Annotated in this window: 25 protein-coding genes; 21 read left to right on the forward strand and 4 right to left on the reverse strand. The window is 70.0% G+C overall.

The window, feature by feature from the left end:
- Positions 1-60 precede the first annotated feature (60 nt).
- Complete coding sequence (locus IF20_RS01330; RefSeq protein WP_052863017.1) at positions 61-1,050, reverse strand: formylglycine-generating enzyme family protein; 990 nt, start codon at positions 1,048-1,050, stop codon at positions 61-63.
- Positions 1,047-2,546, reverse strand: a complete 1,500-nt coding sequence (locus IF20_RS01335) for a sulfatase-like hydrolase/transferase (RefSeq protein WP_407702427.1) — start codon at positions 2,544-2,546, stop codon at positions 1,047-1,049. Before IF20_RS01335 ends, IF20_RS01330 begins: the two co-directional genes overlap by 4 nt.
- A gap of 309 nt (positions 2,547-2,855) precedes the next feature.
- Between IF20_RS01335 and IF20_RS01340 the strand changes: the two genes are divergently transcribed.
- The 18 genes from IF20_RS01340 to IF20_RS01425 all read left to right on the forward strand — a co-directional run bounded on the left by IF20_RS01340 (position 2,856) and on the right by IF20_RS01425 (position 19,808).
- Positions 2,856-4,127, forward strand: coding sequence for an ROK family transcriptional regulator (locus IF20_RS01340; protein WP_052863018.1), 1,272 nt, complete (start codon positions 2,856-2,858; stop codon positions 4,125-4,127).
- Between the two features lie 16 nt (positions 4,128-4,143).
- Positions 4,144-4,959 (forward strand): ABC transporter permease, encoded by an 816-nt coding sequence (locus IF20_RS01345; RefSeq protein ID WP_052863019.1) that lies wholly within the window; start codon positions 4,144-4,146, stop codon positions 4,957-4,959.
- 14 nt (positions 4,960-4,973) lie between these two features.
- Complete coding sequence (locus tag IF20_RS01350) at positions 4,974-5,753, forward strand: ABC transporter ATP-binding protein (RefSeq protein ID WP_052863460.1); 780 nt, start codon at positions 4,974-4,976, stop codon at positions 5,751-5,753.
- Positions 5,754-5,821: 68 nt separating this feature from the next.
- Positions 5,822-6,805 carry an aliphatic sulfonate ABC transporter substrate-binding protein gene (locus IF20_RS01355; protein WP_052863020.1) on the forward strand — a complete coding sequence of 328 codons (984 nt, stop codon included), beginning with the start codon at positions 5,822-5,824 and terminating at the stop codon, positions 6,803-6,805.
- Positions 6,806-7,281: 476 nt separating this feature from the next.
- Positions 7,282-8,271, forward strand: coding sequence for a beta-ketoacyl-ACP synthase 3 (locus IF20_RS01360; RefSeq protein ID WP_234426445.1), 990 nt, complete (start codon positions 7,282-7,284; stop codon positions 8,269-8,271).
- 31 nt (positions 8,272-8,302) lie between these two features.
- Positions 8,303-8,551 (forward strand): acyl carrier protein, encoded by a 249-nt coding sequence (locus tag IF20_RS01365; RefSeq protein WP_199896439.1) that lies wholly within the window; start codon positions 8,303-8,305, stop codon positions 8,549-8,551.
- A gap of 48 nt (positions 8,552-8,599) precedes the next feature.
- Positions 8,600-9,820, forward strand: a complete 1,221-nt coding sequence (mvk, locus tag IF20_RS01370) for a mevalonate kinase (protein WP_052863023.1) — start codon at positions 8,600-8,602, stop codon at positions 9,818-9,820.
- Positions 9,817-10,821, forward strand: coding sequence for a diphosphomevalonate decarboxylase (gene mvaD / locus IF20_RS01375; RefSeq protein ID WP_052863024.1), 1,005 nt, complete (start codon positions 9,817-9,819; stop codon positions 10,819-10,821). Before mvk ends, mvaD begins: the two co-directional genes overlap by 4 nt.
- Positions 10,818-12,014, forward strand: a complete 1,197-nt coding sequence (locus IF20_RS01380; protein ID WP_052863025.1) for a phosphomevalonate kinase — start codon at positions 10,818-10,820, stop codon at positions 12,012-12,014. Before mvaD ends, IF20_RS01380 begins: the two co-directional genes overlap by 4 nt.
- On the forward strand, positions 12,014-13,114 hold the full coding sequence (locus IF20_RS01385) for a hydroxymethylglutaryl-CoA reductase (RefSeq protein ID WP_110943688.1): 1,101 nt from the start codon (positions 12,014-12,016) through the stop codon (positions 13,112-13,114). The genes IF20_RS01380 and IF20_RS01385 overlap by 1 nt, the downstream gene beginning before the upstream one ends.
- Complete coding sequence (locus IF20_RS01390; protein ID WP_052863026.1) at positions 13,104-14,324, forward strand: hydroxymethylglutaryl-CoA synthase; 1,221 nt, start codon at positions 13,104-13,106, stop codon at positions 14,322-14,324. The genes IF20_RS01385 and IF20_RS01390 overlap by 11 nt, the downstream gene beginning before the upstream one ends.
- A gap of 537 nt (positions 14,325-14,861) precedes the next feature.
- Entirely contained in the window at positions 14,862-15,083 is a 222-nt protein-coding gene (locus IF20_RS01395; protein ID WP_052863027.1) for a hypothetical protein, read from the forward strand.
- A gap of 287 nt (positions 15,084-15,370) precedes the next feature.
- The gene (locus IF20_RS01400; RefSeq protein ID WP_234426446.1) at positions 15,371-16,453 is read left to right on the forward strand and encodes a polyprenyl synthetase family protein; all 1,083 of its coding nucleotides are present in this window, start codon (positions 15,371-15,373) and stop codon (positions 16,451-16,453) included.
- A gap of 417 nt (positions 16,454-16,870) precedes the next feature.
- Positions 16,871-17,290, forward strand: a complete 420-nt coding sequence (locus IF20_RS01405; protein ID WP_052863029.1) for a CBS domain-containing protein — start codon at positions 16,871-16,873, stop codon at positions 17,288-17,290.
- Between the two features lie 210 nt (positions 17,291-17,500).
- Positions 17,501-18,079 carry an Rv1733c family protein gene (locus IF20_RS01410; protein WP_052863030.1) on the forward strand — a complete coding sequence of 193 codons (579 nt, stop codon included), beginning with the start codon at positions 17,501-17,503 and terminating at the stop codon, positions 18,077-18,079.
- A gap of 89 nt (positions 18,080-18,168) precedes the next feature.
- Positions 18,169-18,462 (forward strand): dsRBD fold-containing protein, encoded by a 294-nt coding sequence (locus IF20_RS01415; RefSeq protein ID WP_234426447.1) that lies wholly within the window; start codon positions 18,169-18,171, stop codon positions 18,460-18,462.
- 309 nt (positions 18,463-18,771) lie between these two features.
- Positions 18,772-19,029: an SHOCT domain-containing protein gene (locus IF20_RS01420; RefSeq protein ID WP_052863463.1), complete on the forward strand. Its 258-nt coding sequence runs from the start codon at positions 18,772-18,774 to the stop codon at positions 19,027-19,029.
- A 68-nt stretch (positions 19,030-19,097) separates the two neighbouring features.
- Positions 19,098-19,808, forward strand: a complete 711-nt coding sequence (locus tag IF20_RS01425; RefSeq protein ID WP_052863031.1) for a response regulator — start codon at positions 19,098-19,100, stop codon at positions 19,806-19,808.
- A gap of 92 nt (positions 19,809-19,900) precedes the next feature.
- Here IF20_RS01425 and IF20_RS01430 read toward each other — a convergent pair whose 3' ends face one another.
- Together IF20_RS01430 and IF20_RS01435 are read right to left on the reverse strand one after the other, a co-directional pair.
- Entirely contained in the window at positions 19,901-21,631 is a 1,731-nt protein-coding gene (locus tag IF20_RS01430; RefSeq protein ID WP_052863032.1) for a sensor histidine kinase, read from the reverse strand.
- Between the two features lie 605 nt (positions 21,632-22,236).
- Entirely contained in the window at positions 22,237-22,764 is a 528-nt protein-coding gene (locus IF20_RS01435) for a SixA phosphatase family protein (protein WP_052863033.1), read from the reverse strand.
- A gap of 303 nt (positions 22,765-23,067) precedes the next feature.
- Here IF20_RS01435 and IF20_RS39725 point away from each other — a divergent pair, with 303 nt between their 5' ends.
- The 3 genes from IF20_RS39725 (at position 23,068) to IF20_RS01455 (ending at position 25,370) form a co-directional block, all read left to right on the forward strand.
- Entirely contained in the window at positions 23,068-24,168 is a 1,101-nt protein-coding gene (locus tag IF20_RS39725; protein WP_234426448.1) for a DUF1269 domain-containing protein, read from the forward strand.
- A 127-nt stretch (positions 24,169-24,295) separates the two neighbouring features.
- A complete protein-coding gene (locus tag IF20_RS01450; protein ID WP_052863034.1) occupies positions 24,296-24,715 on the forward strand; it encodes an SHOCT domain-containing protein in 420 nt (139 codons plus the stop codon).
- 121 nt (positions 24,716-24,836) lie between these two features.
- Positions 24,837-25,370, forward strand: a complete 534-nt coding sequence (locus tag IF20_RS01455; protein ID WP_052863035.1) for a hypothetical protein — start codon at positions 24,837-24,839, stop codon at positions 25,368-25,370.
- Positions 25,371-25,412: the final 42 nt, after the last annotated feature.

Consider the following 25,412-nt stretch of genomic DNA (forward strand, 5'->3'; position numbering starts at 1 on the left):
GTTGACCGACGGCTGACCCGACCGAGGGCTGACCGGCCGGCCGGGGAACGGGGCGGCCGGTCAGCTGCGGGCGACGTCGTCGGCGCACGCACGAACCACCCGGAAGCCGAGGTTTCCCGTGGTGCTGTCCGGGGTGTTGGCGGTGCGTGCGGCGACGCGGTAGCGGTTGCAGTAGGAGGCGTGGCACAGGTACGAGCCGCCGCGCATCGCCCGCAGCCCCGGCTGGTCCGGGTGCCAGGTGTCGGCCGTCCACTCCCAGACGTTGCCCGCGACGTTGAACAGCCCGTACCCGTTGGGTTGGTAGGCGTGCACCGGTGCGGTGCCGGCGTAGCCGTCGTCTGCGGTGTTCTTCACCGGGAAGGTGCCCTGCCAGATGTTGCAGCGGTGGGTTCCGCCGGGGGTGAGTTCGTCGCCCCACGGGTAGCGGGCCTGGTCGAGGCCGCCGCGGGCGGCGTACTCCCATTCCGCCTCGGTCGGCAGCCGCCCGCCGTCCCAGGCGCAGAAGGCGGCGGCGTCCGCCCAGCTGAGGTGGACGGCCGGGTGGTCCCAGCGTCCCTCCAGCCCGCTGCCGGGTCCCTCCGGCGCGTCCCAGCGGGCCCCTTCCACGCCACACCACCACGGGGTGGCGTCCGGGCGCGGTGAGACCTTCCGCACCGCCCCGGGCAGGAACTTCGCGAAGACGTAGCTCCAGCCGAAGCGTTCGGCGTCGGTACGGTGGCCGGTGGCCGCGACGAAGGCGGCGAAGCGCGCGTTGGTCACGGCGTACGCGTCCACGGCGAACGGGGCGACGGTGACTTCGCGTACCGGCCCTTCGGCATCCCCGGCGTTCGCCTCGTCGTCCTCGTTGCCCATCCGAAACGTCCCGCCGGGCAGGTCGACGGTGGTCCGGTACGCCTGCGCCGCGTCGGCCGGCGTGCCGGGGCCGACCGCCCCGGGAGCCGGCGCCGTGCCGGGAGCCGTGGCGTCCGGCGGTGTGGTCGTGGCGTCGGACGCCCTTCGGGCGGGTGCGCAGCAGGGACGGGCCGCGGTCTCGGAGTGCGCCGGGTTCACGGGCGCTCCTGTCCCGCCCGTCCCGGCACGGGGGCGGTGCCGGGCTCGCTCTCGAATGCCGAGAGCGTGGTGTCGTAGTCGGTCTCCACGTCGTACATCGGTGTCATCCAGTGGAAGAAGTTGTCGCCCCGCTCGCGCAGCAGGTCGTAGAGGGTGCGGGTCAGCTCGGCGCGGACGTCCCGCAGTTCCGGGTGATCATAACGGTTGTGCAGTTCGTCGGGGTCGGTGTGCAGGTCGTACAGCTCGTTGTGCGACTCGGGGTTGACCACCAGCTTGTAGCGGCGGGTGCGCAGCATGCGCTGGGGGTACGGGAAGTGGTGACCGTGGAACTCGGCGAGGTGGTGCTCGGGCCAGTCGGGCCGCTCGCCGGCGGCCAGGGGCAGCAGGCTGCGGCTGTCCACGGCGGGTTCGGTGTCACTGCCGGCGAGGTCGAGGATGGTGGCGGTGCAGTCGGTGAGCGAGACGAACTCGTCGCGGACCTGACCGGCAGGCGCCCCGGGGACCTTGAGGATGCCGGGTATGCGGTAGATGTCCTCGTACATCGCCGGGCCCTTGTCGTGCAGCCGGTGGGCGCCGGTGAACTCGCCGTGGTCGGCGGTGAAGAACACCGCGGTGCGCTCCGCCAGCCCCAGTTCACGCACGGCGTCGAGGATGCGGCCGATCTGCTCGTCGATGAGGGTGACGTAACCCCAGTAGACGGCGATCAGCTTGCGGGACTCCGCCAGCGGCATCGTGTCGAAGGCCCACAGCTTGCTGTAGTTGCGCTGCACCGGCGGCTTGGCCGCGAACGTCTCGCTGATGGAGGCGGGGAGTTCGACGAGTTCCGGGTCGTACATGTCGTAGTACTCGTCCGGGAGGATGTACGGCAGGTGCGGGCCGAAGAAGTGGGTCGCCAGGAAGAAGGGCTCGCCGTCCCCGCCCCGCCCGTCTTCCGTCCAGCGGCGCAGCATCTCGATGGTGCGGGTGGCGAGGTAGTGCTCGAAGGTGGCCTCGACGGGTTGGTGGAGCCGTGCGGCGAGGAGGTTGCCGGGGCTGCCGTTGGGTGTGGTGCCGCGTACGAGGTCGGTGATGCGGTACGGCGGGAGGCCGTGCTCCTTCAGGTAGGCGAGGTAGTCGGGGTGGTCGACGGGGTTGTGCCAGCCGGCCAGGTCCGGGCCTTCGAAGCCGTAGTCGGCAGCGGTGCGCCGCACTCCCCCGTGCCACTTGCCCAGCAGGCCCAACCGGTAGCCTTCCGCGCGCAGTTGGCCGGCGAAGGTGAACTGGTCGTCGGCGAGGTCCTCCAGGTAGCCGACGTTGCGTTCGTAGTTGGCCAGCAGCTTGTGGCGGAAGGGCGCGGCGCCGGTGAGCAGGCTGGCGCGGGCCGGGGTGCAGATGGCGGTGGGGGTGTAGCAGCTGTCGAAGCGGGTGCCTTCGGCCGCGAGCCGGTCCAGGTGGGGGGTGCGGACGTGCGGGTTGCCGTAGGCACCGAGGGTGTCCACGCGGTGCTGGTCGGTCATGAGGAACAGCATGTTGGAGCGCACGGGGAGCCTTTCGGTTCGGTCGTCCTGGTCGGGGGGAGCGGCCGGGCGGCGCGGCGGCGGAGCGGCGGAGCGTCGGGGGTCTCGACCGGCGCCGTGCGAGGAATGGTCGGCCTCGCGCCAGGTTTATGTCAATGATGTGAACATAAATCTGCCACCGCCCACCGTATCCGCAGCCCGCCGAAGCAGGAAGGCCAGCAACGACGGGGTGACGGCGGGCCGGGCTCGCCGTCGCGGCCCGAGAACCTTTTTGTTCCGGCTCATTGACGAAAAACCGTCCGGCTCTCCATGCTGTGCGGCATGCAGGCACACGACGGTCCCCTGACACGGCTGCGCAAGAGCCACGAGCAGTCCGTGCTGGACCTCCTCCGCAAGCACGGTCCGCTCAGCCGGGCCGAGCTCGGCGCGCACAGCGGCCTGTCCCGCACCACCCTGTACGACATCGTCGCCGGCCTCGTGGAGGGCGGCGCGGTGGTGGCCGCCACCCCGCAGGCGGAGGTGCGCAGGCGCGGTCGGCCGGTCGAGAAGCTCAGCCTCAACCCGCACGCCGGAGAGGCCGTCGGCATCGACTTCGCCCGCCGCGCCGTCCATGTGTCCGCGATCAACGTGGCCCACGAGATGATCGGCTCCGCCAGTGAGGCGCACGCACCCGGCCTCACCTGGAACCAGCGCGCCGACATCGCCGAACGCCTCCTCGGCTCACTCGGCGGCGCGCCCCCGCGCGGCGCCGCCGCACACGGTTCCGCCCCGCGCGGTGCGTCCGCCGGCCGCGCTCCGCGGCGCGGCACACTCCGGCTCGGTGCGCTCAGCGCGATCGGGGTCGGTGTGGTCGGCCCCCTGATCGACGCCGGCGGTACGGACGCCCGCGAGCGCAGCCTCGACGGGCTGCCCGGCCTGCTGCACGAGCGGTTCGGCGTCCCGGTGCTGCTCGACAACAACACCCGGCTCGCCGCCCTGGCCGAGGCCGTGTGGGGCGCGGCCGCCGACAGCGGTGACGTCCTGTACGTACGGCTGTCCCACGGCGTGGGCGGCGGGCTGGTCGTCGGCGGCTCGCTGCACCGCGGGATGTACGGCATGTCGGGCGAGTTCGGGCACGTCACCGTCGACCCCGACGGCGTACCGTGCCAGTGCGGTGGCACCGGCTGTCTGGAGACGGTCGCCTCGATCGACGCCGTACTGCGGCGTTATCGCGCGGCCGGCGGCCGGGCCGAGGACGTCACCGCGTTCCTGGCCGCCGCCGCGTCCGGTGACGACACCGCCCACGCGGTACTGGCGCGGGTGGGCACCGCCGTCGGCACGGTACTGGCCGCGGTGTGCAACGCGGTCGGCCCGGGCGTCATCGTCATCGGCGGTGAACTCGCGGAAGCCGGCGCCGCGTTGATCGAGCCCGTCGAGCGGGCCCTGCACACCCATGTGATGCCGCTGGCCCGCGACCGCGTGCGAGTGCGGCGCGCCACCCTCGGCGAAGCCGGCAGCGCGCTGGGCGGCATCGCCCTCGTACTCCACGAATCCCCCCTGCTCTCCCGCTATCCGCAGCCCGCCACCGAGGAGCATGCGTGAATCCAGTGAGGCATCCATGGCCGTGATCGTCCCGCCCGAGAAGACCGCCGTGGCACAGGCCCCACGGCGTACCGCGCGCCGCTCCCGCCGACGGCCGCTCGTCCTCAACGTCCTCGCCCTGGTGACCGGCCTCCTCCTCTGGGCGGTCGTGGCAGCGCTCGGCCTGGTCGAGAACCTGCCGACGCCACTCGCCGTGGCGCGCAAGGCCGGCGGCATGCTCACTGACGGCACCCTGGCGACCGACACGCTCGCCAGCCTGCGCCGGGTCTTCCTCGGTTATGCGCTCGGCGTGGTCCTGGCCGTGCCCGTCGGCTTCCTGATGGGCTGGTACGTGACGGTCCGCGCCCTGATCGAGCCCTACGTCCAGTTCTTCCGCACCATCCCGCCGCTCGCGCTCATCCCCCTGACGGTGGTACTGCTGGGCATCGGCGAGGTCCCGAAAATCGCGGTGATCGGCCTCGCCTCCTTCATGGCCTGCGTCGTCGCCTCCTTCCAGGGCGTCATCGACGTGGACCGCACCCTCATCAACGCCGCCCGCGTCCTGGGCGCCTCGGACCGGATCATCTTCGCCAAGGTGGTCGTGCCGGCCGCCACACCGTTCATCCTCGTCGGCATGCGCATCGGGCTCGGCGCCTCCTGGGCCACGGTGGTCGCGGCCGAGCTGATCGGCGCCCAGGAGGGGCTGGGCTACCGCATGCAGAAGGCGTCCACCTGGTTCGAGATGGACACGATCTTCGTGTCCCTGATCACCATCGGCGTGCTCGGGCTGCTCATGGACCGGCTGCTGCTGCTCGCCGAACGGCGACTCACCGGCTGGCAGGAGCGACGATGACCAACGGGACCGGGATGAACAACAAGATCAGCTTTCAGGGCGTGGCGAAGACCTTCCCGATGAAGGGGACCGACTTCACGGCCCTCGACGGGGTGTCCCTGGACATCGCCGACCAGGAGTTCGTCACCGTCGTCGGGCCCTCCGGCTGCGGCAAGAGCACCCTGATGAGCATGGCGGCGGGACTGGAAGCGCCCACCGCCGGCCGGGTGCTGGTGGACGGCAGACCGGTGACCGGCCCCGGCCCCGACCGGGGCGTGATCTTCCAGCAGTACGCGCTGTTCCCGTGGCTGACGGTACGTCAGAACGTGGAGTTCGGCCTCAAGCTCGCCTCGGTACCCGCCGAGGAGCGACACCGCCGGGCCGACCGGGCCATCGCCCTGGTCGGACTCGACGAGTTCGCGGACGCACTGCCGAAGACGCTGTCGGGCGGCATGAAGCAGCGCTGCGCCATCGCCCGTGCGTACGCGGTGGACCCACAAGTCCTGCTCATGGACGAACCGTTCGGGGCCCTCGACGCCCTCACCCGCGTCCAGTTGCAGGACCAGCTGCTGGCGACCTGGAGCCGCGAGAAGCGCACCGTACTGTTCATCACCCATGACGTCGACGAAGCGGTGTACCTGGCCAGCCGGGTAGTGGTCATGGCCGCCAGGCCCGGCCGCGTCCACCGCATCATCGACGTGGACCTGCCGTATCCCCGTACCGAGGACATCCGACTCTCCGCGGAGTTCCGGCAGATCCGCAACGAGGTGTGGACGTCCGTGTACCACCAGCAGCCGGCGGCACCGGCCGCGTAGCGCACCACCGCCCGCGGTCGCCCGGCGCACCGCCTTCTCCCCTCTCCCCCTCCGATAGGACCTTCGCCATGCCCGGAAGCACTCTGCGCCGCACCCTCTCGACGCTCTTCTCCGTCACGGTCCTCACGGTCGCCATGAACGCGTGTTCCAGCGGCGCTTCCGACGACGACCGCACCGTCGACTTCGGTTACATAGGCGACTACAACGGCGCGAGCCTGCTGGCCATCGCCGAGCAGCAGGGGCTGTGGAAGAAGCAGGGCCTCACCGCGCACACCAAAGTGTTCAACAACGGGCCGGTGCAGATCCAGGCGCTCGGCTCCGGCGACCTCGACTACGGCTACATCGGTCCGGGCGCGATGTGGCTGCCCGCCTCCGGCAAGGCGAAGGTCATCGCGATCGATACGTTCACCTACGCCGACCGCGTCATCGCCCAGCCAGGGATCAAGACGATGAAGGAGCTGAAGGGCAGGCGGGTCGGGGTGCCCGAGGGCACCTCCGGCGACATGATCCTGAACATCGCGCTGGCGAAGGCCGGGATGACCACGAAGGACATACAGAAGATCGCCATGGATCCGTCCACCGTCGTGTCGTCCTTCACCTCCGGGAAGATCGACGGTGCCGGAATCTTCTACCCCGCCATCGACACCATCAAGGAAAAGGTCCCGAAGACGGAGGAGGTGGCCAGCACCAAGGACACCGGGGACATCTTCCCGACCGCCTTCGTCGCCGGGAACAACGTGCCGGAGTCGAAGAACCAGAAGGTGATCAAGGTACTGCAGCAGGCCAACGACTGGCGCAAGCAGCACCCGGCGGAGACCCTCGCCCTCACGGCCAAAATGCTGCACGTCAGCGAGGCGCAGGCGAAGTCCGACGCCTCACACGTCGAAACGCTCTCCACCGACGACCTGGTGGCGAAATCCAAGAGCGGCGAGATCGACCGCTGGCTGAAAAAGCTCGGCGAGTTCTTCGTCCGCAACAAGCAGCTCGACAAGAACCCCGCCCCGTCCGATTACTACTCCAGCGACCTTTACGAGAAGGTCCACGGCGGGTGACTCGACCGGGTGAGCGGCCCCGGGCAGCGCGACCCTGCGGGACCGTCGGACCGGCTTCCGAACCGGGGCGCTCACCCGTCCGCGATGGGGCGCGCGGCTGTCCGCGCTCGGCTTGATTCCGCTTCTCCGACGCGATCCGACCGGCGCACGGACCTCGTGTCGGAGACCCGTGGTGCGCCGGCGCGCGGTGATCACATGAGATGGGAGGCAATTCTCCTGCGAGGTGGGGGGGTTCGTGGGTGTGATGTGTTGCGGGTGGCTGCGTCGGGTCATGCCCAGCCGAGTGCTTGACGTCCGTGGCATGCGCGGGTGGTGCGCTCCGTGTCGTATGTGTGCTGTTGAAGCAGCGGTGACCTTTTTCGCGGTCAATGCGCTCGTGTTCCGCTTTCGGGGGCGGGAAGACACAACCTACCCAGCCGAAGGTGGTGTGGCCTGTGCTGCCGGGGACGAGTCGGTACGAATGAGCGGAGGGTGCTGTGACTGCGGAAACCAGCCCGCAGGCTTCTGTGGCTGTCCTCGGTGGTGCGCGGCTCGGGGCGCGAATTGCCGGCCTGGGCGCCTATCGGCCCTCTCGTGTCATCGCCAATGAGCAGGCCGCCGAAGCGGCGGGGGTGAGCGTCGAGTGGATCGTGCAGCGGAGCGGTGTGCGGGAACGCCGGCATGCCGCACCGACCGAGACCGTGGTGGCCATGGCGGTGGAGGCGGGGAAGGAAGCCCTGACCGAAGCCGGCGCGGATCCCGGTGATGTGGATGCGGTGGTGTTGGCGACCTGTTCGATGCCGTCACCGATGCCCAACGGAGCCGCTCAGGTGGTCGACCGTCTGGGCTGCGGCCCGGCTGCCGGATTCGATCTCAACGCTGCCTGTTCCGGGTTCAGTCATGCCTTGGCCGTGGCGGACGCGCTGGTACGGGCCGGCACGGTGCGAAGCGTGCTGGTGGTCGCCTCGGAGCGGATGAGTGACCGGGTGGCGGCACACGATCGCAACACCGGGCCGATCTTCGCCGACGGTGCGGCCGCAGCGCTGGTACAGCCCGCCGAAACGCCGTCGATCTTCCCGGTCGCGTGGGGCAGCGACGGGAGCCAGGCAGACCTCATCGCCATCTCTCCCGTGTCCGGGCAGATGGAAATGGCCGGCCGCAAGGTGTTCCGTTGGACCACCAGCGCGCTCCGAGGGGTGATCGAGACGGCGTGCGACCGAGCCGGCCTGGCTTCGACGGCGTTGCGGGCTTTCGTCCCTCACCAGGCCAATCTCCGCATCATCGACGCCCTCGTCCGCACCATCGACGCCCCGCATCTGGCGGTCGCCACCGATCTGGTGGACGCCGGCAACACCTGTGCCGCCTCCGTACCGCTGGCGCTGCATGCGTTGCGCCGGCGCGGCGCCGTCAGCACCGGTGACCCGGTCCTGCTGTTCGGCTTCGGGGCAGGCCTGACCTACGCGGCCCAGGTCGTGCTCTCCCCCTGACCGGCTGCCTGTTCCACGCCACCATTTTGGAGTGCTCGTGCCCATGGATCCGAACGTTTTGACCCAGGTGAAGGACATCGTGGCGGCCCTCGTCGAGCGTCCTGCGGATCAGGTGCATGCAGGCGACCTGCTGATCGAGGACCTCGAACTCGACTCCCTGCAAATCACCGAGCTCGCCCAGAAGGTCGAGAACCGGACGGGAACGCCCATCGACGAGGACGTGCTCAATGCGCGCGGCATCACCGTCGAACGGTGTGCCGAGCTCGCCTCCGCATCCTGACTCGCAAGGACCCTGCCGCGACCCGCCGCCCGATGAGGGGAGGACACCATGAGCATCACCACGGACCCGGCAGGTCTCTTCGCCACCCACACCTGTGCCGAGATCACGCTCGACATCTTGCGCGCGGTCCGCCCCCAGGCGGCCGTACATCCGTGCCGGAGCTGCCCACGGTTGGCGGGCGACGGCACCCCGCCCCCTTACCCGGTCGAGGGCGACCCGGACATGGATCCGTACACGCCGGAATGCACCCCCGGTCCGCGCGCCGTCCGACGGGCAGCAGCCCCCGGCACGTCCCGGGCGGGCACGGGCCACGCACACGGCAAGGTGATCCTGCTGGGGGAGCATGCCGCCGTCTACGGTGCGCCTGCCGTCGCCGTTCCGGTACCCGACCTCCAGGTGCGGGCAGTGGCGACGCCTAGCCGCCGTCCTGGGCGCGGCCTGCAGGCCTACGGCGTGCGATTCCACTTCCCACACCAGGACACCACCGCAGGTCACCCCTCGCCGTCCGTCGAAGGCGCTGCCGAGGCGCTGCGGGCGTTGGTGGATGCTGTGCTGCAGCGGGCCGAGTCGCACCCGGTGCGCGCCGTGGACATCCAGGTGGAGAGCAACATCCCCACAGGACGCGGGTTGGGCGCCAGCGCGGCATGCGCTCGCGCGGCCACCCACGCGCTCGCCGACCTGCTGGATCTTCGTCTGAGTCCGGCCGAGGTGTTCGATCTGGTGCAGGTGGCCGAGACGGCCGCACACGGTCGGGCGAGTGGCATCGATGCGTGGGCGACCGGCAGTGCGTCGTGTGTGTTGTTGGTCCACGGTCGGGTGAGCGGCGTGTCGGTCGGGGGCCCGGCATGGTTGGTGGTCGCCGACAGTGGGGAAAGCGGCAGCACCCGGCATGCCGTCGAGATGTTGCGTACCGCCTTCTCCCGGGACCCGATGCGCAGGCAGGCGTTCCTGCGCCGCTCGACCGCCCTGACGCAGCAGGCTCTCGATGCTCTGGCGCGGGGCGAGTCGGCCGCCGCAGGACGGTTCCTCACCGAGTGCCATCAGCTGCTCGCCTCCCTCGGGCTGACCACTGCCCGGGTCCGGCACCTGGTCGAGGTGGCTCTCCACCAGGGCGCTCTGGGCGCCAAGATGAGCGGCGGCGGGCTGGGCGGATGCATCGTCGCCCTGACCGACAGCGCTGCGGGAGCCCGTACCCTCAGCAGTCGTCTGGCCGCCCGAGGTGCGGAGCACACCTGGGTCGTCGCCTTGGACGAGGGGAGGCGGCGATGACTTCACTGTTGCCGGCGACGGCTGTCGCGCACCCCAACATCGCGCTGGTCAAGTACTGGGGGAAGCGCGATGAGCACCTCATGCTCCCGTGTGCGGACAGTGTGTCCATGACTCTGGACGTGTACCCGACCACGACCACAGTGCAGTTGCGGCCGGACGCGACCAGCGACGTTGTGATCATGGACGGCCGCTTCCTGCGAGGCGAGTCCTCGCAACGTGTGACGCGCTTCCTGGACCTCGTCCGCACGCAGGCCGACAGCCGGGACCGAGTGCTGGTCGACAGCCGTAACACCGCACCGGTCGGGGCCGGTCTCGCCTCCTCCGCTGCCGGGTTCGCCGCACTCGCGCTCGCCGCCTCGAAGGCCTTTCAACTGAGCCTGGATCACCGGGCCTTGTCGCGGCTGGCCCGCCGCGGGTCCGGGTCCGCCGCCCGCTCCGTCTTCGGCGGCTTCGTCCACTGGCATGCCGGCAGTGACCACGCGCCCGACCCCGACTTCGCCTCTTACGCCGAACCGGTCACCGACACCCGCCTCGACCTCGCACTGCTCGCGGTCCTGCTGGACACCGCGCCCAAACCCGTCTCCAGCCGGGAGGCGATGCGGCGCACCATGACCACCTCGCCCGCCTTTCACCGATGGCTGGCGGCCACTCGTACCGACACCGCCCTGATGCGTGACGCGCTACGGGCCGGCGACGTGCAGGCCGTGGGGGAGATAGCCGAGCGCAACGCGATGGGTATGCACGCCGCCATGGAGGCAGCCGTCCCACCCGTCGTCTACCGCACGTCCGCCTCCCACCACGTGCTGCGGCAGGTACGCCGGTTGCGCGCAGCCGGTGAGCGGATGTGGGCCACGATGGACGCCGGCCCCAACGTGAAGGTGCTCTGTCTGCCCGGCGACGCGGCGCGGTTGGCCGACCAGTTGCGCCGCTTGAGCCATCGGCCCGTCCTCGTCGCCCGCTCCGGGCCGGGCGCCACGCTGCACCGTGGGGAGGTGCGATGACCGACTCCGTCACGGTCGAAGCCCCGGGCAAGCTGATGATCGCCGGCGAGTACGCCGTGCTCACTCCCGGGCAGCCCGCGATCGTCACTGCCGTCGACCGCTGTGTCACCGTCACCGCCACCCGACCGCAGCACACCGGAAGCGACGTCGAGCTGGTCACTGACCTCTGCGATCGCCCCGTGCCACTGCGTCGCACCCGAGACGGCCTGTGTGCCGTGCAGCAGTGTGACAACGCGCACCTGGCCGGCCCGCTGGCCCATCTGGTGCGCGTCGTGGAGACCGTCGACGCGCTGCACACCGAGCTCGCGCGGCCTCCGGCGCGGGTACGTCTCGAGGCGTGCAGCGCCCTGCACCGCGACGGGCGCAAGCTCGGGCTGGGGTCCAGTGGCGCCGTCACCGTCGCCGCCACCCGCGCCCTGCTGGCCTTCGTCGGCATGCCGATGACCGCCGAGGCCCACTTCCGTATCGCGCTGCTCGCGTCCATCTCCGTCGATCACGGCCCCTCGGGCGCGGATCTGGCGGCGAGTACCTGGCCGGACGGGTGGGTGCACTACAGCCCGCCCGACCGCACCGCGCTCCTGCGGTACCGGCGCGAGCACGGCGTCCTTGCCACCCTGCACGCGCCGTGGTCCGGGCTGTCCGTACGCGTCCTGCCGCCACCGTCCACGCTGACCTTGGTGGCCGGCTGGTCCCGCGCGCCCGCCTCCACGACCGGCAGGGTCCGCCAACTGCGTGACTGCTGCTGGTGGCAGTCCCACTCCCGCCGGTGTTTCCAGCACCGTAGCGCCATCGGGGTCGACGCCATGGCGCATGCGTTGGAGCAGCACGACGACGCGCACGTACTGAGTGCGTTCCGCGACAGTGGGACGGTGCTGGCCGGCCTCGACAGGGAAGTCGGCCTGCGCATCTTCACCCCCGCTCTGACCGCACTGTGCGAGGCGGCCCGGAAGTGTGGCGCGCCCGCCAAGCCCTCAGGGGCCGGCGGTGGCGACTGCGGTATCGCCCTCCTCCCTGCCGGCACCGACCGTGAGGCGCTCCAGCGCCTCTGGGCACAAGCCGGTATCACCCCACTCGCCCTGCGGCCCGCCGCCGACGCCCGTCCCGCCTCCGCACCGATGTCCCAGCCGATCGGTCCGCGGCCGTCCGACGGCCTACGCCGGGCGTTCACCGCCCCCACCGTGAGGAATGCGTGATGACTGCCCCTCCCCCGCCCCACAGCAGCGCCACCCCGCGCAGTGGCCCCGAACACGACGTGACGCACGTACCGCTGCGCTGGGTCGGCCCCCTGCGGGTTTCCGGGAACACCGCCACCGGCGAGGTAGAGGTGCCGCTGGCCACCTACGAGTCGCCGCTGTGGCCCTCGGTGGGGCGCGGCGCACGCATCTCCCGCCTCGTCGAGAGCGGCATCCGGGCCACCCTGCTCGACGAACGCATGACTCGCTCCGTGCTGGTGGAGGCCTCCGACGCCGCCACCGCCCGGACGGCGGCGCTGGCCGTCGACGGGCGCATCGACGAACTGCGTGAGGTCACCCGCACCACCAGCCGGTACGCGCAACTCCTCGCCGTACGGCACGAGGTCTGCGGGCCCTTGCTGTTCCTGCGCTTCGAGTTCTCCACCGGCGACGCCTCCGGACACAACATGGTCACCCTGGCCGCCGACAGGCTCCTGGCCCACCTGCTCGACACGGTCCCCGGCATCCGTTACGGCTCGGTCTCCGCGAACTACTGCACCGACAAGAAGCCCAGCGCGATCAACGGCATCCTGGGTCGCGGGAAGAACGTCAGCGCCGAGATCCTCGTCCCGCGGCAGGTCGTCGGCGACCGCCTGCACACCACCGCGGCCCGGATCGAACGGCTCAACATCGACAAGAACCTGGTGGGAACGTTGCTGGCCGGCGGTGTCCGATCCGCCAACGCGCACTACGCCAACATGCTGCTCGCCTTCTACCTGGCCACGGGACAGGATGCCGCCAACATCGTCGAAGGCTCGCAAGGTGTCACCTACGTCCAGGACCGTGACGGCGACCTGTACTTCTCCTGCACCCTGCCCAACCTCATCCTCGGGACGACGGGCAGCGGCAAGAACCTCGGCACCGCCACCCGAGCACTCGAGCGTCTGGGGTGCCGCGAAGAACGCCCCACGGGAGACAACGCCCGGCGCCTGGCGGTACTGGCCGCCGCCACGGTGTTGTGCGGCGAGCTGTCGCTGCTGGCAGCTCAGACCAACCCCGGTGAACTGATGAGGGCCCACACCGGCATCGAGCGCGCCGGCGGAGCCCGCCATGCCCACTGACGGCCCGGTCGGGATCCACGACCTGACCTTCCGTACCGCCGGTCTCGTGCTGCCCCACACCGAACTCGCCCGGCACACCGGCGCCTGCGTGACCAAGTACCACCAGGGGATCGGCCAGCAGGCGATGAGTATCCCGGCAACCGACGAAGACATCGTCACCATGGCGGCTGAGGCCGCTGCGGCTCTCATGGAACGTCACGGCGCCGACCGGCTCCGCACTCTCCTGTTCGCCACCGAGACAGGCATCGATCAGTCCAAGGCCGCCGGTGTCTACGTCCACCAACTCCTGGGGTTCGGCCCGCACATGCGCGTTGTGGAACTCAAGCAGGCCTGTTACGGCGCCACCGCGGCCCTCCAGCTCGCCACGGCCCTGGTACGCCGCGACCCCGGCCAACACGTCCTCGTCCTGGCCAGCGACGTCGCCCGCTACGACCTGGACAGTCCCGGCGAGGCCACCCAAGGGGCCGCCGCGGCCGCCATGCTCATCGCTGCCGACCCTGCCCTGGTCACCATCCACCCCACATCCGGTTTGTACACGCATGACGTCATGGACTTCTGGCGCCCGAACTACCGCGCCACCGCCCTCGTCGACGGCAAGAAGTCCCTCGCCGCCTACCTCCAGGCCCTGCGGGGCGCCTGGCGCGACTACCGGCACCGTGGTGGGCTCGACGTGGCGCAACTGCACACCGTCTGCTACCACCAACCGTTCACCCGCATGGCACACAAAGCCCACGCTCAGCTCCTGCAGGAGGCCGAAGCCCCGGCCACGGCCGCAGAGATCGCCCGCGCCCTCGCGCCGACCACCTCGTACAACGAGCTGGTCGGCAACAGCTACACCGCATCGCTGTATCTCGCGCTCGCCGCTCTGCTGGACAGCGACCAGCAACTGGACGGGCGGTCGGTGGGGTTCTTCAGCTACGGCTCGGGAAGCGTCGCCGAATTCTTCTCCGGAACCGTCCGCACCGGCTACCGGCACCTGTTGCGCACGGAGGAGCACCTCGAAGCCGTCCAGCGGCGGCACCCCATCGACTACGACACGTACCGCCGCCTCCACCGCATGCACCGCCTCCCCCGCCAGGAGCTGCCCGTCAACGGGGCCCAGCACGATCTCCCGCACGGCGTGTCGGGCCGCTACCGGCTCGCCGGCTTCCACGACCACCAGCGCATTTACGAGTGCGTTTCGCCACCACCGCTGTTCCCGCAGCCCTGAGCGCAGCCGCACCCCGTGAGCGTGTCCAGGGCACGGAGGCCGGGGCCAACCGATGTCGGTGCGGGCCCCGCCCTCGACCGCATGGCCCGGTCGTCTCGTGATGGTGCGAGTCCGGGCGCGTGGCGGCGCGAGCCGGGCACCGTGGTGCGCCGTGCAGCGGCAGTGCCGGAGGGGGCGGCGGCGTTCGCGATACGCACCGGCTCGCATCTCCCCGGCATCCCCACGGAGTGGGGACCGCACACGCATCCAGGACACGACTGGACAGAACACGACCGGGCACGACGCGACCGGGCAAGAGGCGCACTGCGAGCAGGAGTGGCGCGCCGTACTGCAACGCGCCTCGCGGACGGATGCCGAACGGGCCGGCGTCCCAAGGGTAAGAAGGAGCCGGGATTCGGCGTCCTGGACTTCTCGCCCGGAACGCCGAGACCCGGCGCGTACGCACGTGCGATGGTCACCGGACCTTCACACTCGGCAGCCGATGAACCGGACCGCTGGGGGAACTCGGTGTCGGGTCGGCTGAGGGGAGGCCCCGAAGTGATCGCCATCGCTTTTTCACTGCTTCCGGTCATGGCGGTACTGCTGTACACGATGGATCGCATCGAGGACTGGCTGCGCGACGGGTCGCCGAGGGTGCGTCACGCGCGAGGCGGGCAACTGCATCTGCGCCTGGTGCACAGCGTCGGCGCTGCGGCGACGCGTCGGCATGCCGGTGGCCGCCGTGGCGGGGTACGTATGCGCAACACCGACGTCGCTTGATCCGGCTTCACCGCGAGGCGAAAACCCCGAGCGGACCGGTTGTCGCCCTGCAGCTCGCCCACAACGTCCCGCACTGCACGCCCTCGCGCGCCCCTTCGCGTATCGAGATGCGCTCCGGAGCGCGCCCTTGGCCGTGAGGTGATGCGTAGGACTCCTCGTTGCTTCCCCGTGCGTCATGCACCTCGTTGCGCGCCGGTAGGGCGGTGGGCAGACGCCCTACGGGGTAGAGCGAGAGGACGTGGTTCTGTGACGCCGGCGGTTCCTCAGGTGACCGGATGGTGAGGCCGGTGTCGACCGCGCTGTCGCCGCTCGGCCCGGGCCTGCTGGGTACTCGGGAGGCGGTCGATACCGTACTGGCCGACTTCCTGCACGCCAAGGCCCGGTCCGCAGTCGACGGCCGGCTTCCCGGCGAGATCACCCAGGTACTGCGTGAGTTCGTCTTCGCCGGCGGCAAACGGCTCCGACCGCTGTTGTGCGCTCTGGGGTGGCACGCCGCCCACGGTGTCGGCGGCATCGGCCCGCTGATCCGCACGGCCGCGTCCTTGGAGATGTTCCACGCTTTCGCCCTCATCCACGACGACCTCATGGACCGCTCGGCCACCCGCCGAGGCCGGCCGACCGTCCACCGCGCCCTGGCCGACCGCCACCGTTCCTCTCCCCGTCACGACGGTGGCGAGCACCTCGGAACCAGCGCCGCCATCCTGGTCGGGGACCTGGCGCTGGCCTGGTCCGACGAACTGCTGCACACCGCCGGCCTGTGCCCCACCCGACTGGCCGCGGTCCTGCCGGTGATCGACGCCATGCGCACCGAGGTCATGTACGGGCAGTACCTCGACCTCCTGGCCACCGGCCGGCCGAGCGGTGCGACCGACGTGCCGTTGGCGGTCATCCGCCACAAGACCGCCAAGTACACCTGTGAGCGCCCGTTGCACGTCGGTGCCGCCGTCGCCGGTGCGCCTTCCGGACTCCTCACGGGGCTCAGCGCTTTCGCCCTTCCCCTCGGCGAGGCGTTCCAACTGCGCGACGATCTCCTCGGCGTCTGGGGCCGGCCCGACCAGACGGGCAAGCCGGCCCTCGATGACATGCGGGAGGGCAAGCACACCGTCCTCATCGCCCTGGCGCTTCAGGCCGCGGACGAGCAGCAGACGCGCCTGCTACGCACCCACTACGGCAATCCGGACCTCGACGAGGTCAACGCCGAGGCCGTGCGCGCGATTCTGCAGGCAACCGGCGCCGACCTGGCGGTCGAGCGCATGATCACCGAACGGTACGAGCAGACCCTGGCCGCCCTCGCCGATCTGCCCCTCCCTGACGGCACGCGCCACCACCTGCGGCAGCTGGCGGAGCAGTCCGTATGGAGAGCGGCCTGACCGGCGAAGCGCCGACGAAGCACCGGCGTACTGCCCCGCCGGCCCATCGGCCCATCGAGACCTGCTCACCGCGGGCCCGGCTGACCGTGCAACTGTGCCGACAATTCCGCCGTGACGGACAGCCCGCGACGATCTGGACCGACTTCCACCGCCCCGTCGCGGAAGCGCTGGTCCTGCCGACCCAAGCCGTCCTCGGCGGACGACGGCCCGCGCGGCCCGCTCGGCTCGCATGCCCGTATGCCCTCCGCTCGACGGCGTACGTGCGGTTGTCCGGGCCCCGACAGGTGGGGGGTCTTTGTGGGTGCCGATAGGGCCGTTCGGCACTGTTCGTCCTCCGCCGGTGGTGCAACTCTCGGCTCACGGCACTACGGGCGGACACGTCCGGTCCGCCTGACGGCAGAGCAGGAGGAGGCTGCCATGACCACGGCACGGGACATCATGCACCAGGGTGCCGAGTGCGTCGGTGAGCAGGAGACACTGGTGAACGTGGCGAAGCGGATGGTGCGGCACGGCATCGGTTCGATGCTGGTCTGTGACGCGGACCAGCGGATGCGCGGCATCATCACGGACCGGGACATCGTGGTGAAGTGCCTGGCGGAGGGCCATGACCCGCAGAGCATGACCGCCGGCGAGCTCGCACAGGGCACTCCGATCGCCGTCCCGCCCGATGCCGACGTGCGGCACGTACTGCAGACCATGGAGGACCACCAGATCCGCAGGCTGCCCGTGGTGGAGGAAGACCGACCCGTCGGCGTCATCAGCGAGGCCGACCTCGCCCGCCATGTCAGTGAGGCCCAGATGGGCCACTTCGTCGAGGCGATCGCCACGGCAAGGTGATGCGGCGGACGTACGCCGCACCGAACGGTGTCTGGTGGGAGGGTTGCTCGGCCCCCCACCAGAGCGTTCGCTCACCACCGCCGCAGTGTTGGCGGAGGGAGGGGCGAAGCCCGGCAGGTGCCCGGCGGAAACGGGGCGCCCGGCGTCCGATGAGTACGGCATTCGGCACCGTCCGGCGGCGCCGCCCGGGGGACGAGAGAAGGCCGGCCGATGGGCACGAAGAAGTGGATGTGGCGCTGGCGGAGCAGTCCGCTCAGACGGCCCTCCGACGTGCTGGAATCGCTCGTCGTGCTGCTTGCCGTGCTGCTCGTGCTGCTCGGCACACCGACAGTCGCCGTCATGGCGAGCCGGGCCGCCCAGGACACCGTGCAGGAGCAGCGGCGGGACCGGCACTCCGCCACTGCCGTACTGGTGGAGGACGCGCCCGAGCAGGCACCGGCCACCGGGTACAGCGGCGCGGACAACGACAAGGTGAGCGTCGCCGTGCGCTGGCGGGACACGCAGGGCTCCGTCCGTACGGGAACAGCACCATCCGAACCGGGCCGCAAGGCCGGGACGGCGGTCGCGATCTGGCTCGACGATCGGGGGCGGCTCACCAAACAGCCACTCGGTTCCGTGGACGGTGCCGTCACCGTGGGGATGACGGGCATCGCGGCCGCCCTCGGCTGGAGCGTCGCAGTGTTGTCCGCCGCCTGGGGCACGCGTCTGGGCCTTGACCGTCGGCGCGCCCGGCAGTGGGGCCGCGAATGGGCCCAGATCGGACCGCGATGGGGACAGAAGCAGAAGTGACGCGGCACTCCACGGGCCGGAGGGGGCCGACAGGCACTCTCCGGCCGCCGTGACTGCCGGTCACACCACCGCACGAAGGAGGATCCGCCGTGTCCGGAATCGGCGATGACGACATACGGCTGGCCGTGAAGGAGTGGAAGCTCCGCCTGTACCTGTACGAGACGGGCCCCAAGACCACGGCGTGGGTGGTGCTCGACACCGGTGACAACGTGCTCGAAGAACGGGCCCGTGCCCATCGGAACCCCCACGACGTGGCAGTGCCCGAGATCGGTGACGAACTCGCGGCAGGCCGCGCGCTGGTGGCCTTGGGGCAACAGCTGATCGACTGCGCGACCACGGACGTCGAAGGGGTGGGTGCCGGACGCATCGACTCGCACGACTGATCCGGAGGGCAGGAAGGCGGGAAGGCGGGAAGGTCGGAGGGCCGGAGGCCGGACGGGTCCGAAGGCAACCGTTGCGGGGTACCTACCGGATCAAACGGCTTCCGTCGGCACGCCTCGTCCCGGCACTTCTCCGCCCTCGCCAACCACCCTCTCGCCGCCCGTGGCCCGCTACGCGGGGCCCGAAGAAGCAGAACTCCTCGGTGCCACACGACGGGCCGACCGGCGTCGCGGGAGGGACGGATGGCCCATGGCCGCCGAGGCGGTGGTGGACGCACGCTGTTGGCGATTTCTCCGGAGGTGAGTGACGTGATGTACGGATACGGATACGGCATGAACGGCTGGGGCTATGCCGCGTTGGTCATCCAAGTCCTCTTCTGGGCGCTCCTGGTCGTGGGAGTGGCGTTCCTCATCCGGTATCTGGCACGCGGCCGCCACGAGACACCCGCTCCGCCGCCCGCGCCGCAGGCGCATCAGGGGCCCGAGCAGATACTGGCGGGGCGCTTCGCTCGTGGCGAGATCGACGAAGAGGAGTACCACCGCCGTCTCACGACTCTCCGGAGCGGCTGATCCCTGCCGGCGCCGAAAGGAGCACGACACACCGCGGCAGCTACAGGCACTTTGCGGGAGAGGGAATCATGAACGTCACGCCGGGGCCCGGTGACGGCGAGCCCATCAAGATCTTCCTGTTGGACGACCACGAGGTCGTCCGCCGCGGACTGCGCGATCTCCTCGACACCGAGCCGGACATGACGGTGGTGGGAGACGCGGCGGACGCCCGTCAGGCGCTCGCGCGTGTCCCCGCGCTCCGACCCGATGTGGCCGTACTCGACGTCCGGCTGGGCTCTGCCGAGGAACACGGAGATGCCGAAGGCATCATGGTCTGCCGGGAGTTACGCGCCCGGCTTCCTGGGCTCGCCTGTCTGATGCTGACCTCCTTCGACGACGACGAGGCGCTCTTCGACGCCATCATGGCCGGCGCCGACGGTTATGTCCTCAAGCAGATCAAGGGGTCCGATCTGGTGGTCGCCGTGCGGACAGTGGCCGCGGGCAAATCCATGCTCTCCCCCGAGGTGACAGCCCGTGTTCTGACGCGTGTCCGAGGCCCGGCGGCGCCCGTCGGACCGCCTGAGCTCGCTCGTTTGACCCCGCGGGAACGGGAGATTCTGGACCTGGTGGGCGAGGGGCTGACCAACCGCCAGATCGCCGATCGTCTCTACCTCGCCGAGAAGAGCGTGAAGAACCGGATCTCCACCATTCTGTCGAAGCTCAAGGTGGAGCGGCGCATCCAGGCCGCGGTGATCGCGGAGCGCGTGCGCGAGCGGGAGGACCCGCCGCACCACCCTTGACGTCAGTGCCGGTCGTTCAGTGCTGGTCGTTCAGTGCTGGACGACCCGTGCCGGTCGTTCAGTGCTCGACGGCCAGCGCTGTTAGCGTGTCCTCAAGGGCGCTGCGGGGTGTCCAGAGGGACCTGCCATACGATGCGCGTGCCGCCTTCGGCCGGTGTCTCCAAGGTCATGCCACCGCCCAGCAGTTCCGCGCGGCTCCGCATGTTGGTCAACCCGCTCCCGTCTCTCGCCACGCATTCCAGTCCGACCCCGTCGTCCGTGACGGTGAGCACCACCTCGTCCGCCACGGACAGCGTCACGTCCGCACGTCGAGCACGCGCGTGCCGGGCCGTATTGCTCAGCGCCTCGGTCAGTACGGCGAGGACGTGTTCGGCGATCTCAGTGGGAATGTCGGTGTCGACCGGCCCGTCCATCCGCAGCGAGGGGGTGAATCCGAGGGCCTCGCCGGCCTTGGCGACCACGTCGAGGGTGCGTCGCCGCAGCCCCGCCTCGTCCCGTGGCTGGGCCGAGGTGCGCAGGCCGAAGATGGTGGAGCGGATGATCTTAATGGTCTCGTCGAGGTCGTCGACGGCCCGCCCGACGCGCAATGCCGCTTCCGGCCGCTCGATCAGCCGGGTGGCACTCTGCAGCGTCATCCCGGTGGCGAACAACCGTTGAACGGCGAGGTCATGGAGATCACGGGCGATCCTGTCGCGCTCCCGCAACGCCTCCAGCTGCTCCGACTCCCGCCGCCTGCGATCCAGCTCCAGGGCGAGCGCGGCCTGTTCGGCGAAGCCGGAGAGCAACGTGACGTCGTGCTCGGCGAAGGCCGGGCGCCCCTGCACACGACTCAACCGGATCGAGCCCGCGTCCTGCTGGTCCCTCAGCAGCGGCACGGCGACCGCCGGACCGGTGACCTCCGACTCCGCGGTTGCGGTGCAATCCCGTGAGTCGGCGCCGAGGTCGCCGGTGACCGCCGGCTCCCCCGTACGGGCCGCCAGCCCCACGAGTGAACCGTTGCGCGGCACGACGGCGTCGGCAAGATGGGCGGCATCCGCCCCGTGCACCACCACTGCCCGTAGCCCTCCCGTATCCGCATCCGGCAGGAAGACGGCCACGCAGTCCGCGTCGGCCAGCTCCCCACTGCGGCGGGCGATCAGCCCGAGCGCCTCCTTGGTGTCGGCTCCGGACAGCAGGGCCCGGGTGATCTCGCCGAGTACCTCCAGCCACCGTTCGCGCGTCCGACTCTCGTGATACAGCCGTGCGTTGTCGATGGCCACTCCGGCAGCCACCGCGAGCATCGTCAGCACGGCCTCGTCGTCGGCGTCGAACTGCGCCCCGCCCCGTTTCTCGGTGAGGTAGAGGTTGCCGAAGATCTCGTCACGGACCCGAATCGGTACGCCGAGGAACGTACGCATCGGTGGGTGGTTCGGCGGAAAGCCGTAACTGCTGGGGTGTTCGGCGAGATCGGTCAGCCGCAACGGTTCGGGGTGACGGATCAGCTCCCCGAGGATGCCGTGCCCCGATGGCAACGCACCTATTTTTGCGGCTAGTTGCTCCGATATTCCCACCGGAAGGAAACGGGACAGCCGTTGTCCGTCCTCGACCACTCCGAGCGCACCGTATTCCGCGTCCGCCAGCACGACGCCTGCCTCGACGATGTGCTTCAGCACTTGTTCGACGTCCAGATCGCTGCCGACGCTGACCACCGCCTCCAGCAGGCTCTGCATGCGCTCGTGTGTGGCTCGGGCGCTGTCCAGGCGAAACTGCAACTCGTCGAGCAACTGTTCCAGACGCAACTGCGGCAGCGCAGAGCGACGCTGGTGGCCCACCGAGTCCGGCATGGAGTGTGCCTCCCCGCTCCCTCGCGACCGATTAGCTCCCCTCTCCGCAGAGTAGCCCGAAGGCGGTGTTTTGCCTCCCATTGACACAGAACGCTTCGAGCCGGTGGACGAAGGATCGGACACGGCTCAGCTCTCCGGTACGACCGCTACCGGGCACCGTGCGTGGTGCGGCACCGTATGGTTCACCGGGCCGTGTTGCAGGCCGGCACGCCCTTGGTGGCGACGAGCACCCACGTAGTCAAGTGACCGGTGTGTGGCCCCTCTGCTGCCGATCGGCACAGGTCCCGGGCCGTTCGGCCGCCGTCGTGTCCCACGGGTCCCGGGCCGTTCGGCCGCCGTCGTGTCCCACGGGACCCCTGCGGCCGTTGCCGGAAGCACCGCACGATAGAAGCGTGAGCAAGCCGGCAATGCAGGGGAGGTGGGCGGACGAACGGCGTACTCACCGCGCTGGTACCCACCACAATCGCCGCGGCGACCGGTGAGGATGCCGTACGTGCCCTTCTTCGGACGTGCAGGCTCCCAGGGTCTGCCGGTCGTCGCGGTGCCGCCGGTTCAGGCCGTCCAGCAGCTGCCCCGTCGCGCCTCCGTAACAGGACAGCACCGTTTCAGCGGCGTGGCCCCCGGGCGACGGCCAGTTCCGTCAGGAGCGCCTTGTGCGAGTCGAGCTCCTGCCAGGTTCCGTGCCAGGACAGCAGGGCGATCGTGGCGGTCGGGAACTTGTCCCGGACCTGCTGGAGTTTGCCGTCGACCGCATCGCCGGCCGTCACCAGGATCGTGTCGCGCAGGCTGGGATTGTGGCCGACCACCAACACCGTGGACATGTACGCCGATGCCTCCCGTACGACCGCCAGCAGCACCGGTACCGGCGGATGGTAGAGCCGGGACTCACAGCGCATCAACGGCAGTCCGGCCAGTTCCCCCGCGGCCAGCTCCCAGGTCTCCCTCGCCCGGCGGGCGGTGGAACACAACACCAGGTCCGGTAGCCAATCGGCTTCCGCCATCAGTCGCCCCACGGCCCGTGCGTCACGGCGGCCACGCGCAGACAGCGGCCGCTCATGGTCTTCCGTCCCTGAGGGACGGGCCGCTTTGGCGTGCCGTAACAGCAGCAAGCGCCGTAGAGGAGCGGTCGTCATGCCGGGACCCCCACGTCGAGATGCGCACGTCGTCGGTGAACGGGCGTCCTGGCGGTTGCGTGGTCGCCAGGACGTGGACGGTGGACGGCGAGCAGTGCGTCCGAGTGCTTGTCGGCACACAGTACGCGGAGAACGGGCGGCACGATCCCTGCCGGGAGGCGCCGTCACGTCTTTCGGACAACGATCGGATCGGTGGTCCGCGCGCTGCCGCCCGCCCGCGCCGGCCGTTCACCCGTTACGGGGGATGCCGTCCCACGCAATCTGCTGCTCAATACGGGCACCCCCTACAGAGGGAGGTACGTCATGACCGAGACCGGGCCCATACAGCTGTTGGCGATCGCCTTCGGCCCGGACGCGGCATTCGAGGGGCGGATCATCGAGGAGCTGGAAGAGCTCACGGCCACGGGTCAGGTACTCGTCCTGGACCTGTTGGTCGTACAGAAGGAGACCGGTGGTGATCTCGTCGCTCTCGACTATCAGGCGGAAGGGATGGGTGAAACGATCAGCGCACTGCTCGGACTCCGGCCGGGCAGCATGCGGGGAGCGGAGAAGACGTTCCCCTCGCTGGCGCCGGGGCGTGCCTTCGGGCTCGCCGCGGACGACATAAGGGAGCTCGGAGAGGCGTTGGCTCCGGGTACCACAGCAGGCTTCATGCTTCTCGAACATCGGTGGGCGAGGAAGCTGCGGGGTGCGGTCCGCGAGCAGGGTGGCGTTCCGCTCGCGGAGGGGTTCCTCACCGAGGAGGTGATGGCCCCCGTAGCTGCTGAGCTGCTCGCAGCCGCCGCGCGAGTCGGCGAAGGGGCGCCAGAAGGCACCACGACGGACCAGGCGACAGCGGTACCCGCAGGCGGAACCGCCGTCGACACCGCGGAAGAAACCCACCGGGCCGACGACCGGCCCGTTGCCCAGGAGGTTCCCATGACCGGACTGGTGGTGCTCGGCTTCTCCGACAAGGAGCAGGCGGAAGCCGTCATGCGACTCAGCCGCGATCTCTCCCGTGAGGAACTGCTCGACCTGGAAGATGCCGCGCTGGCCTGGCGGAGCCAGGACGGCAAGGTGCACGTCCAGCAGACCCACAACACCACCACCAAGGGAGCGGCGACGGGTGCCCTGTGGGGAACGCTGTTCGGCATGCTCTTCCTGATGCCTGTCTTCGGCGCCGCGGCGGGTGCGGCCACCGGCGCGGTCGCCGGTAAGCTCCGGGACGTCGGCCTGAACGACGCGTTCATCAAGGAGACGGCCGGTGCCCTGGAACCCGGGCGTGCCGCGGTCTTCGCACTCGTACGCCGCTCCACTCCCGACCGGGTGCGAGACGCACTGCGCCCCTTCCACCCCACGGTCCTGCACACCTCGCTCACCAAGGAGCGGGAGGACGAACTCATCGCCGCCCTGCACGGAGTCTGACCGGCACATCGGAGGCCGACGGGACGTCGGGGCGTCGTGGCGTCGGGGCGCACACGAGACACGATCACACGCAGCGCCGACGGGCGACCACGGCGGTACCGCGGCCGGCGACAGAAGGGGAAAAAGCATGAGCGGTTCCGTGACTCTCGCGTACGACTACCCGCTCCTCGGGGTTTTCTGGACCACGTTCTGGCTGTTCATGTGGATGCTGTGGTTCTTCCTGCTCTTCCGCGTCATCGGCGATGTCTTCCGCGACGACGGGTTGAACGGGTGGGCCAAGGCAGGCTGGATCATCTTCGTGCTCGTGCTGCCGCTCATCGGCGTCCTGATCTACGTGCTCGTTCGGGGCCGCGGTATGGGGCGCCGCGAAGTGCACAAGGCACAGGCGCAGCAGGAGGCCTTCGACGACTACGTGCGCAGGACCGCGGCGACCGGCACGGTTCGTACCAGTCAGGCCGACGAGCTGGCGAAGCTCTCCCGGATCAAGGAACGCGGCGACATCTCGGACGACGAGTTCCAGCGGGCGAAGGACAAGATCCTGCACTGATCACGGTCGGCCGGGCTCAGGCGTGGGCCGTGGCCGGTGTCGGCCGGCGGCCGGCGGCGGTTGGCGGCGGTGCAACGCTGAAGGGATTCTGCCCGGCCGGTAGGTGACGGGAGGGACAGGCATGGAGATCACACCGCAGGCGATGGTCATCCCCAAGGACACCGGCCATCTCGAACAGGGGAAGTACGGGCCGGTCTTCCCGAAGACGCCCGCGTGTTACGGCTTCACGATCATCGCCGATGTGCAGCCGGGCCGGGCCGAGGCCATACGCGAGCACGGCCACGCCCTGGCCAAGGCGCTGGAGAGCGACCCGTATCTCCTCGCGCCGCTGAAGCTGCACTATCTGCGCTGGGTGCTCTTCGACGACGACACGCGCTTCATGTACCAGGGCATCTTCGACACCGATTTCGACAAGTACACCGAGGACGCAGTTGCGCTCTTCAGCAAGGCGGGGGTCAGCACGGCCTTCGAGAACCTCCAGGGGTTCCCGGAGGACTGGAAAACCAACCCCGAGGCGTTCATCAGGTTCGTGCGGGCGCACCAATGCCCGAGTTTCCTCGAGTACGGGGAGTACCCCTACGTCACGGCCGACGAGATCAAGAAGGCGCTGCGGATGAAGAGCGCACTGTCGGAGATGCTCGACCAACTGCAGTGACTCGACCAGTTGCAGTGACTCGGCCAGTCGCAGTGACAGGCG

Origin of the sequence: Streptomyces niger (genome assembly GCF_000718305.1) — a bacterium.
GTDB lineage: Bacteria > Actinomycetota > Actinomycetes > Streptomycetales > Streptomycetaceae > Streptomyces > Streptomyces niger.

Excerpts from the sequence above, each read along its gene's own strand:
- IF20_RS01335 (WP_407702427.1), bottom strand. The coding sequence starts at position 2,546 with ATGACCGACCAGCACCGCGTGGACACCCTCGGTGCCTACGGCAACCCG.
- IF20_RS01340 (WP_052863018.1), top strand. The coding sequence starts at position 2,856 with ATGCTGTGCGGCATGCAGGCACACGACGGTCCCCTGACACGGCTGCGC.
- IF20_RS01345 (WP_052863019.1), top strand. The coding sequence starts at position 4,144 with ATGGCCGTGATCGTCCCGCCCGAGAAGACCGCCGTGGCACAGGCCCCA.
- IF20_RS01350 (WP_052863460.1), top strand. The coding sequence starts at position 4,974 with ATGAACAACAAGATCAGCTTTCAGGGCGTGGCGAAGACCTTCCCGATG.
- IF20_RS01355 (WP_052863020.1), top strand. The coding sequence starts at position 5,822 with ATGCCCGGAAGCACTCTGCGCCGCACCCTCTCGACGCTCTTCTCCGTC.
- mvk (WP_052863023.1), top strand. The coding sequence starts at position 8,600 with ATGAGCATCACCACGGACCCGGCAGGTCTCTTCGCCACCCACACCTGT.
- mvaD (WP_052863024.1), top strand. The coding sequence starts at position 9,817 with ATGACTTCACTGTTGCCGGCGACGGCTGTCGCGCACCCCAACATCGCG.
- IF20_RS01380 (WP_052863025.1), top strand. The coding sequence starts at position 10,818 with ATGACCGACTCCGTCACGGTCGAAGCCCCGGGCAAGCTGATGATCGCC.
- IF20_RS01385 (WP_110943688.1), top strand. The coding sequence starts at position 12,014 with ATGACTGCCCCTCCCCCGCCCCACAGCAGCGCCACCCCGCGCAGTGGC.
- IF20_RS01390 (WP_052863026.1), top strand. The coding sequence starts at position 13,104 with ATGCCCACTGACGGCCCGGTCGGGATCCACGACCTGACCTTCCGTACC.
- IF20_RS01405 (WP_052863029.1), top strand. The coding sequence starts at position 16,871 with ATGACCACGGCACGGGACATCATGCACCAGGGTGCCGAGTGCGTCGGT.
- IF20_RS01410 (WP_052863030.1), top strand. The coding sequence starts at position 17,501 with ATGGGCACGAAGAAGTGGATGTGGCGCTGGCGGAGCAGTCCGCTCAGA.
- IF20_RS01420 (WP_052863463.1), top strand. The coding sequence starts at position 18,772 with ATGTACGGATACGGATACGGCATGAACGGCTGGGGCTATGCCGCGTTG.
- IF20_RS01425 (WP_052863031.1), top strand. The coding sequence starts at position 19,098 with ATGAACGTCACGCCGGGGCCCGGTGACGGCGAGCCCATCAAGATCTTC.
- IF20_RS01430 (WP_052863032.1), bottom strand. The coding sequence starts at position 21,631 with ATGCCGGACTCGGTGGGCCACCAGCGTCGCTCTGCGCTGCCGCAGTTG.
- IF20_RS01435 (WP_052863033.1), bottom strand. The coding sequence starts at position 22,764 with ATGACGACCGCTCCTCTACGGCGCTTGCTGCTGTTACGGCACGCCAAA.
- IF20_RS39725 (WP_234426448.1), top strand. The coding sequence starts at position 23,068 with ATGACCGAGACCGGGCCCATACAGCTGTTGGCGATCGCCTTCGGCCCG.
- IF20_RS01450 (WP_052863034.1), top strand. The coding sequence starts at position 24,296 with ATGAGCGGTTCCGTGACTCTCGCGTACGACTACCCGCTCCTCGGGGTT.
- IF20_RS01455 (WP_052863035.1), top strand. The coding sequence starts at position 24,837 with ATGGAGATCACACCGCAGGCGATGGTCATCCCCAAGGACACCGGCCAT.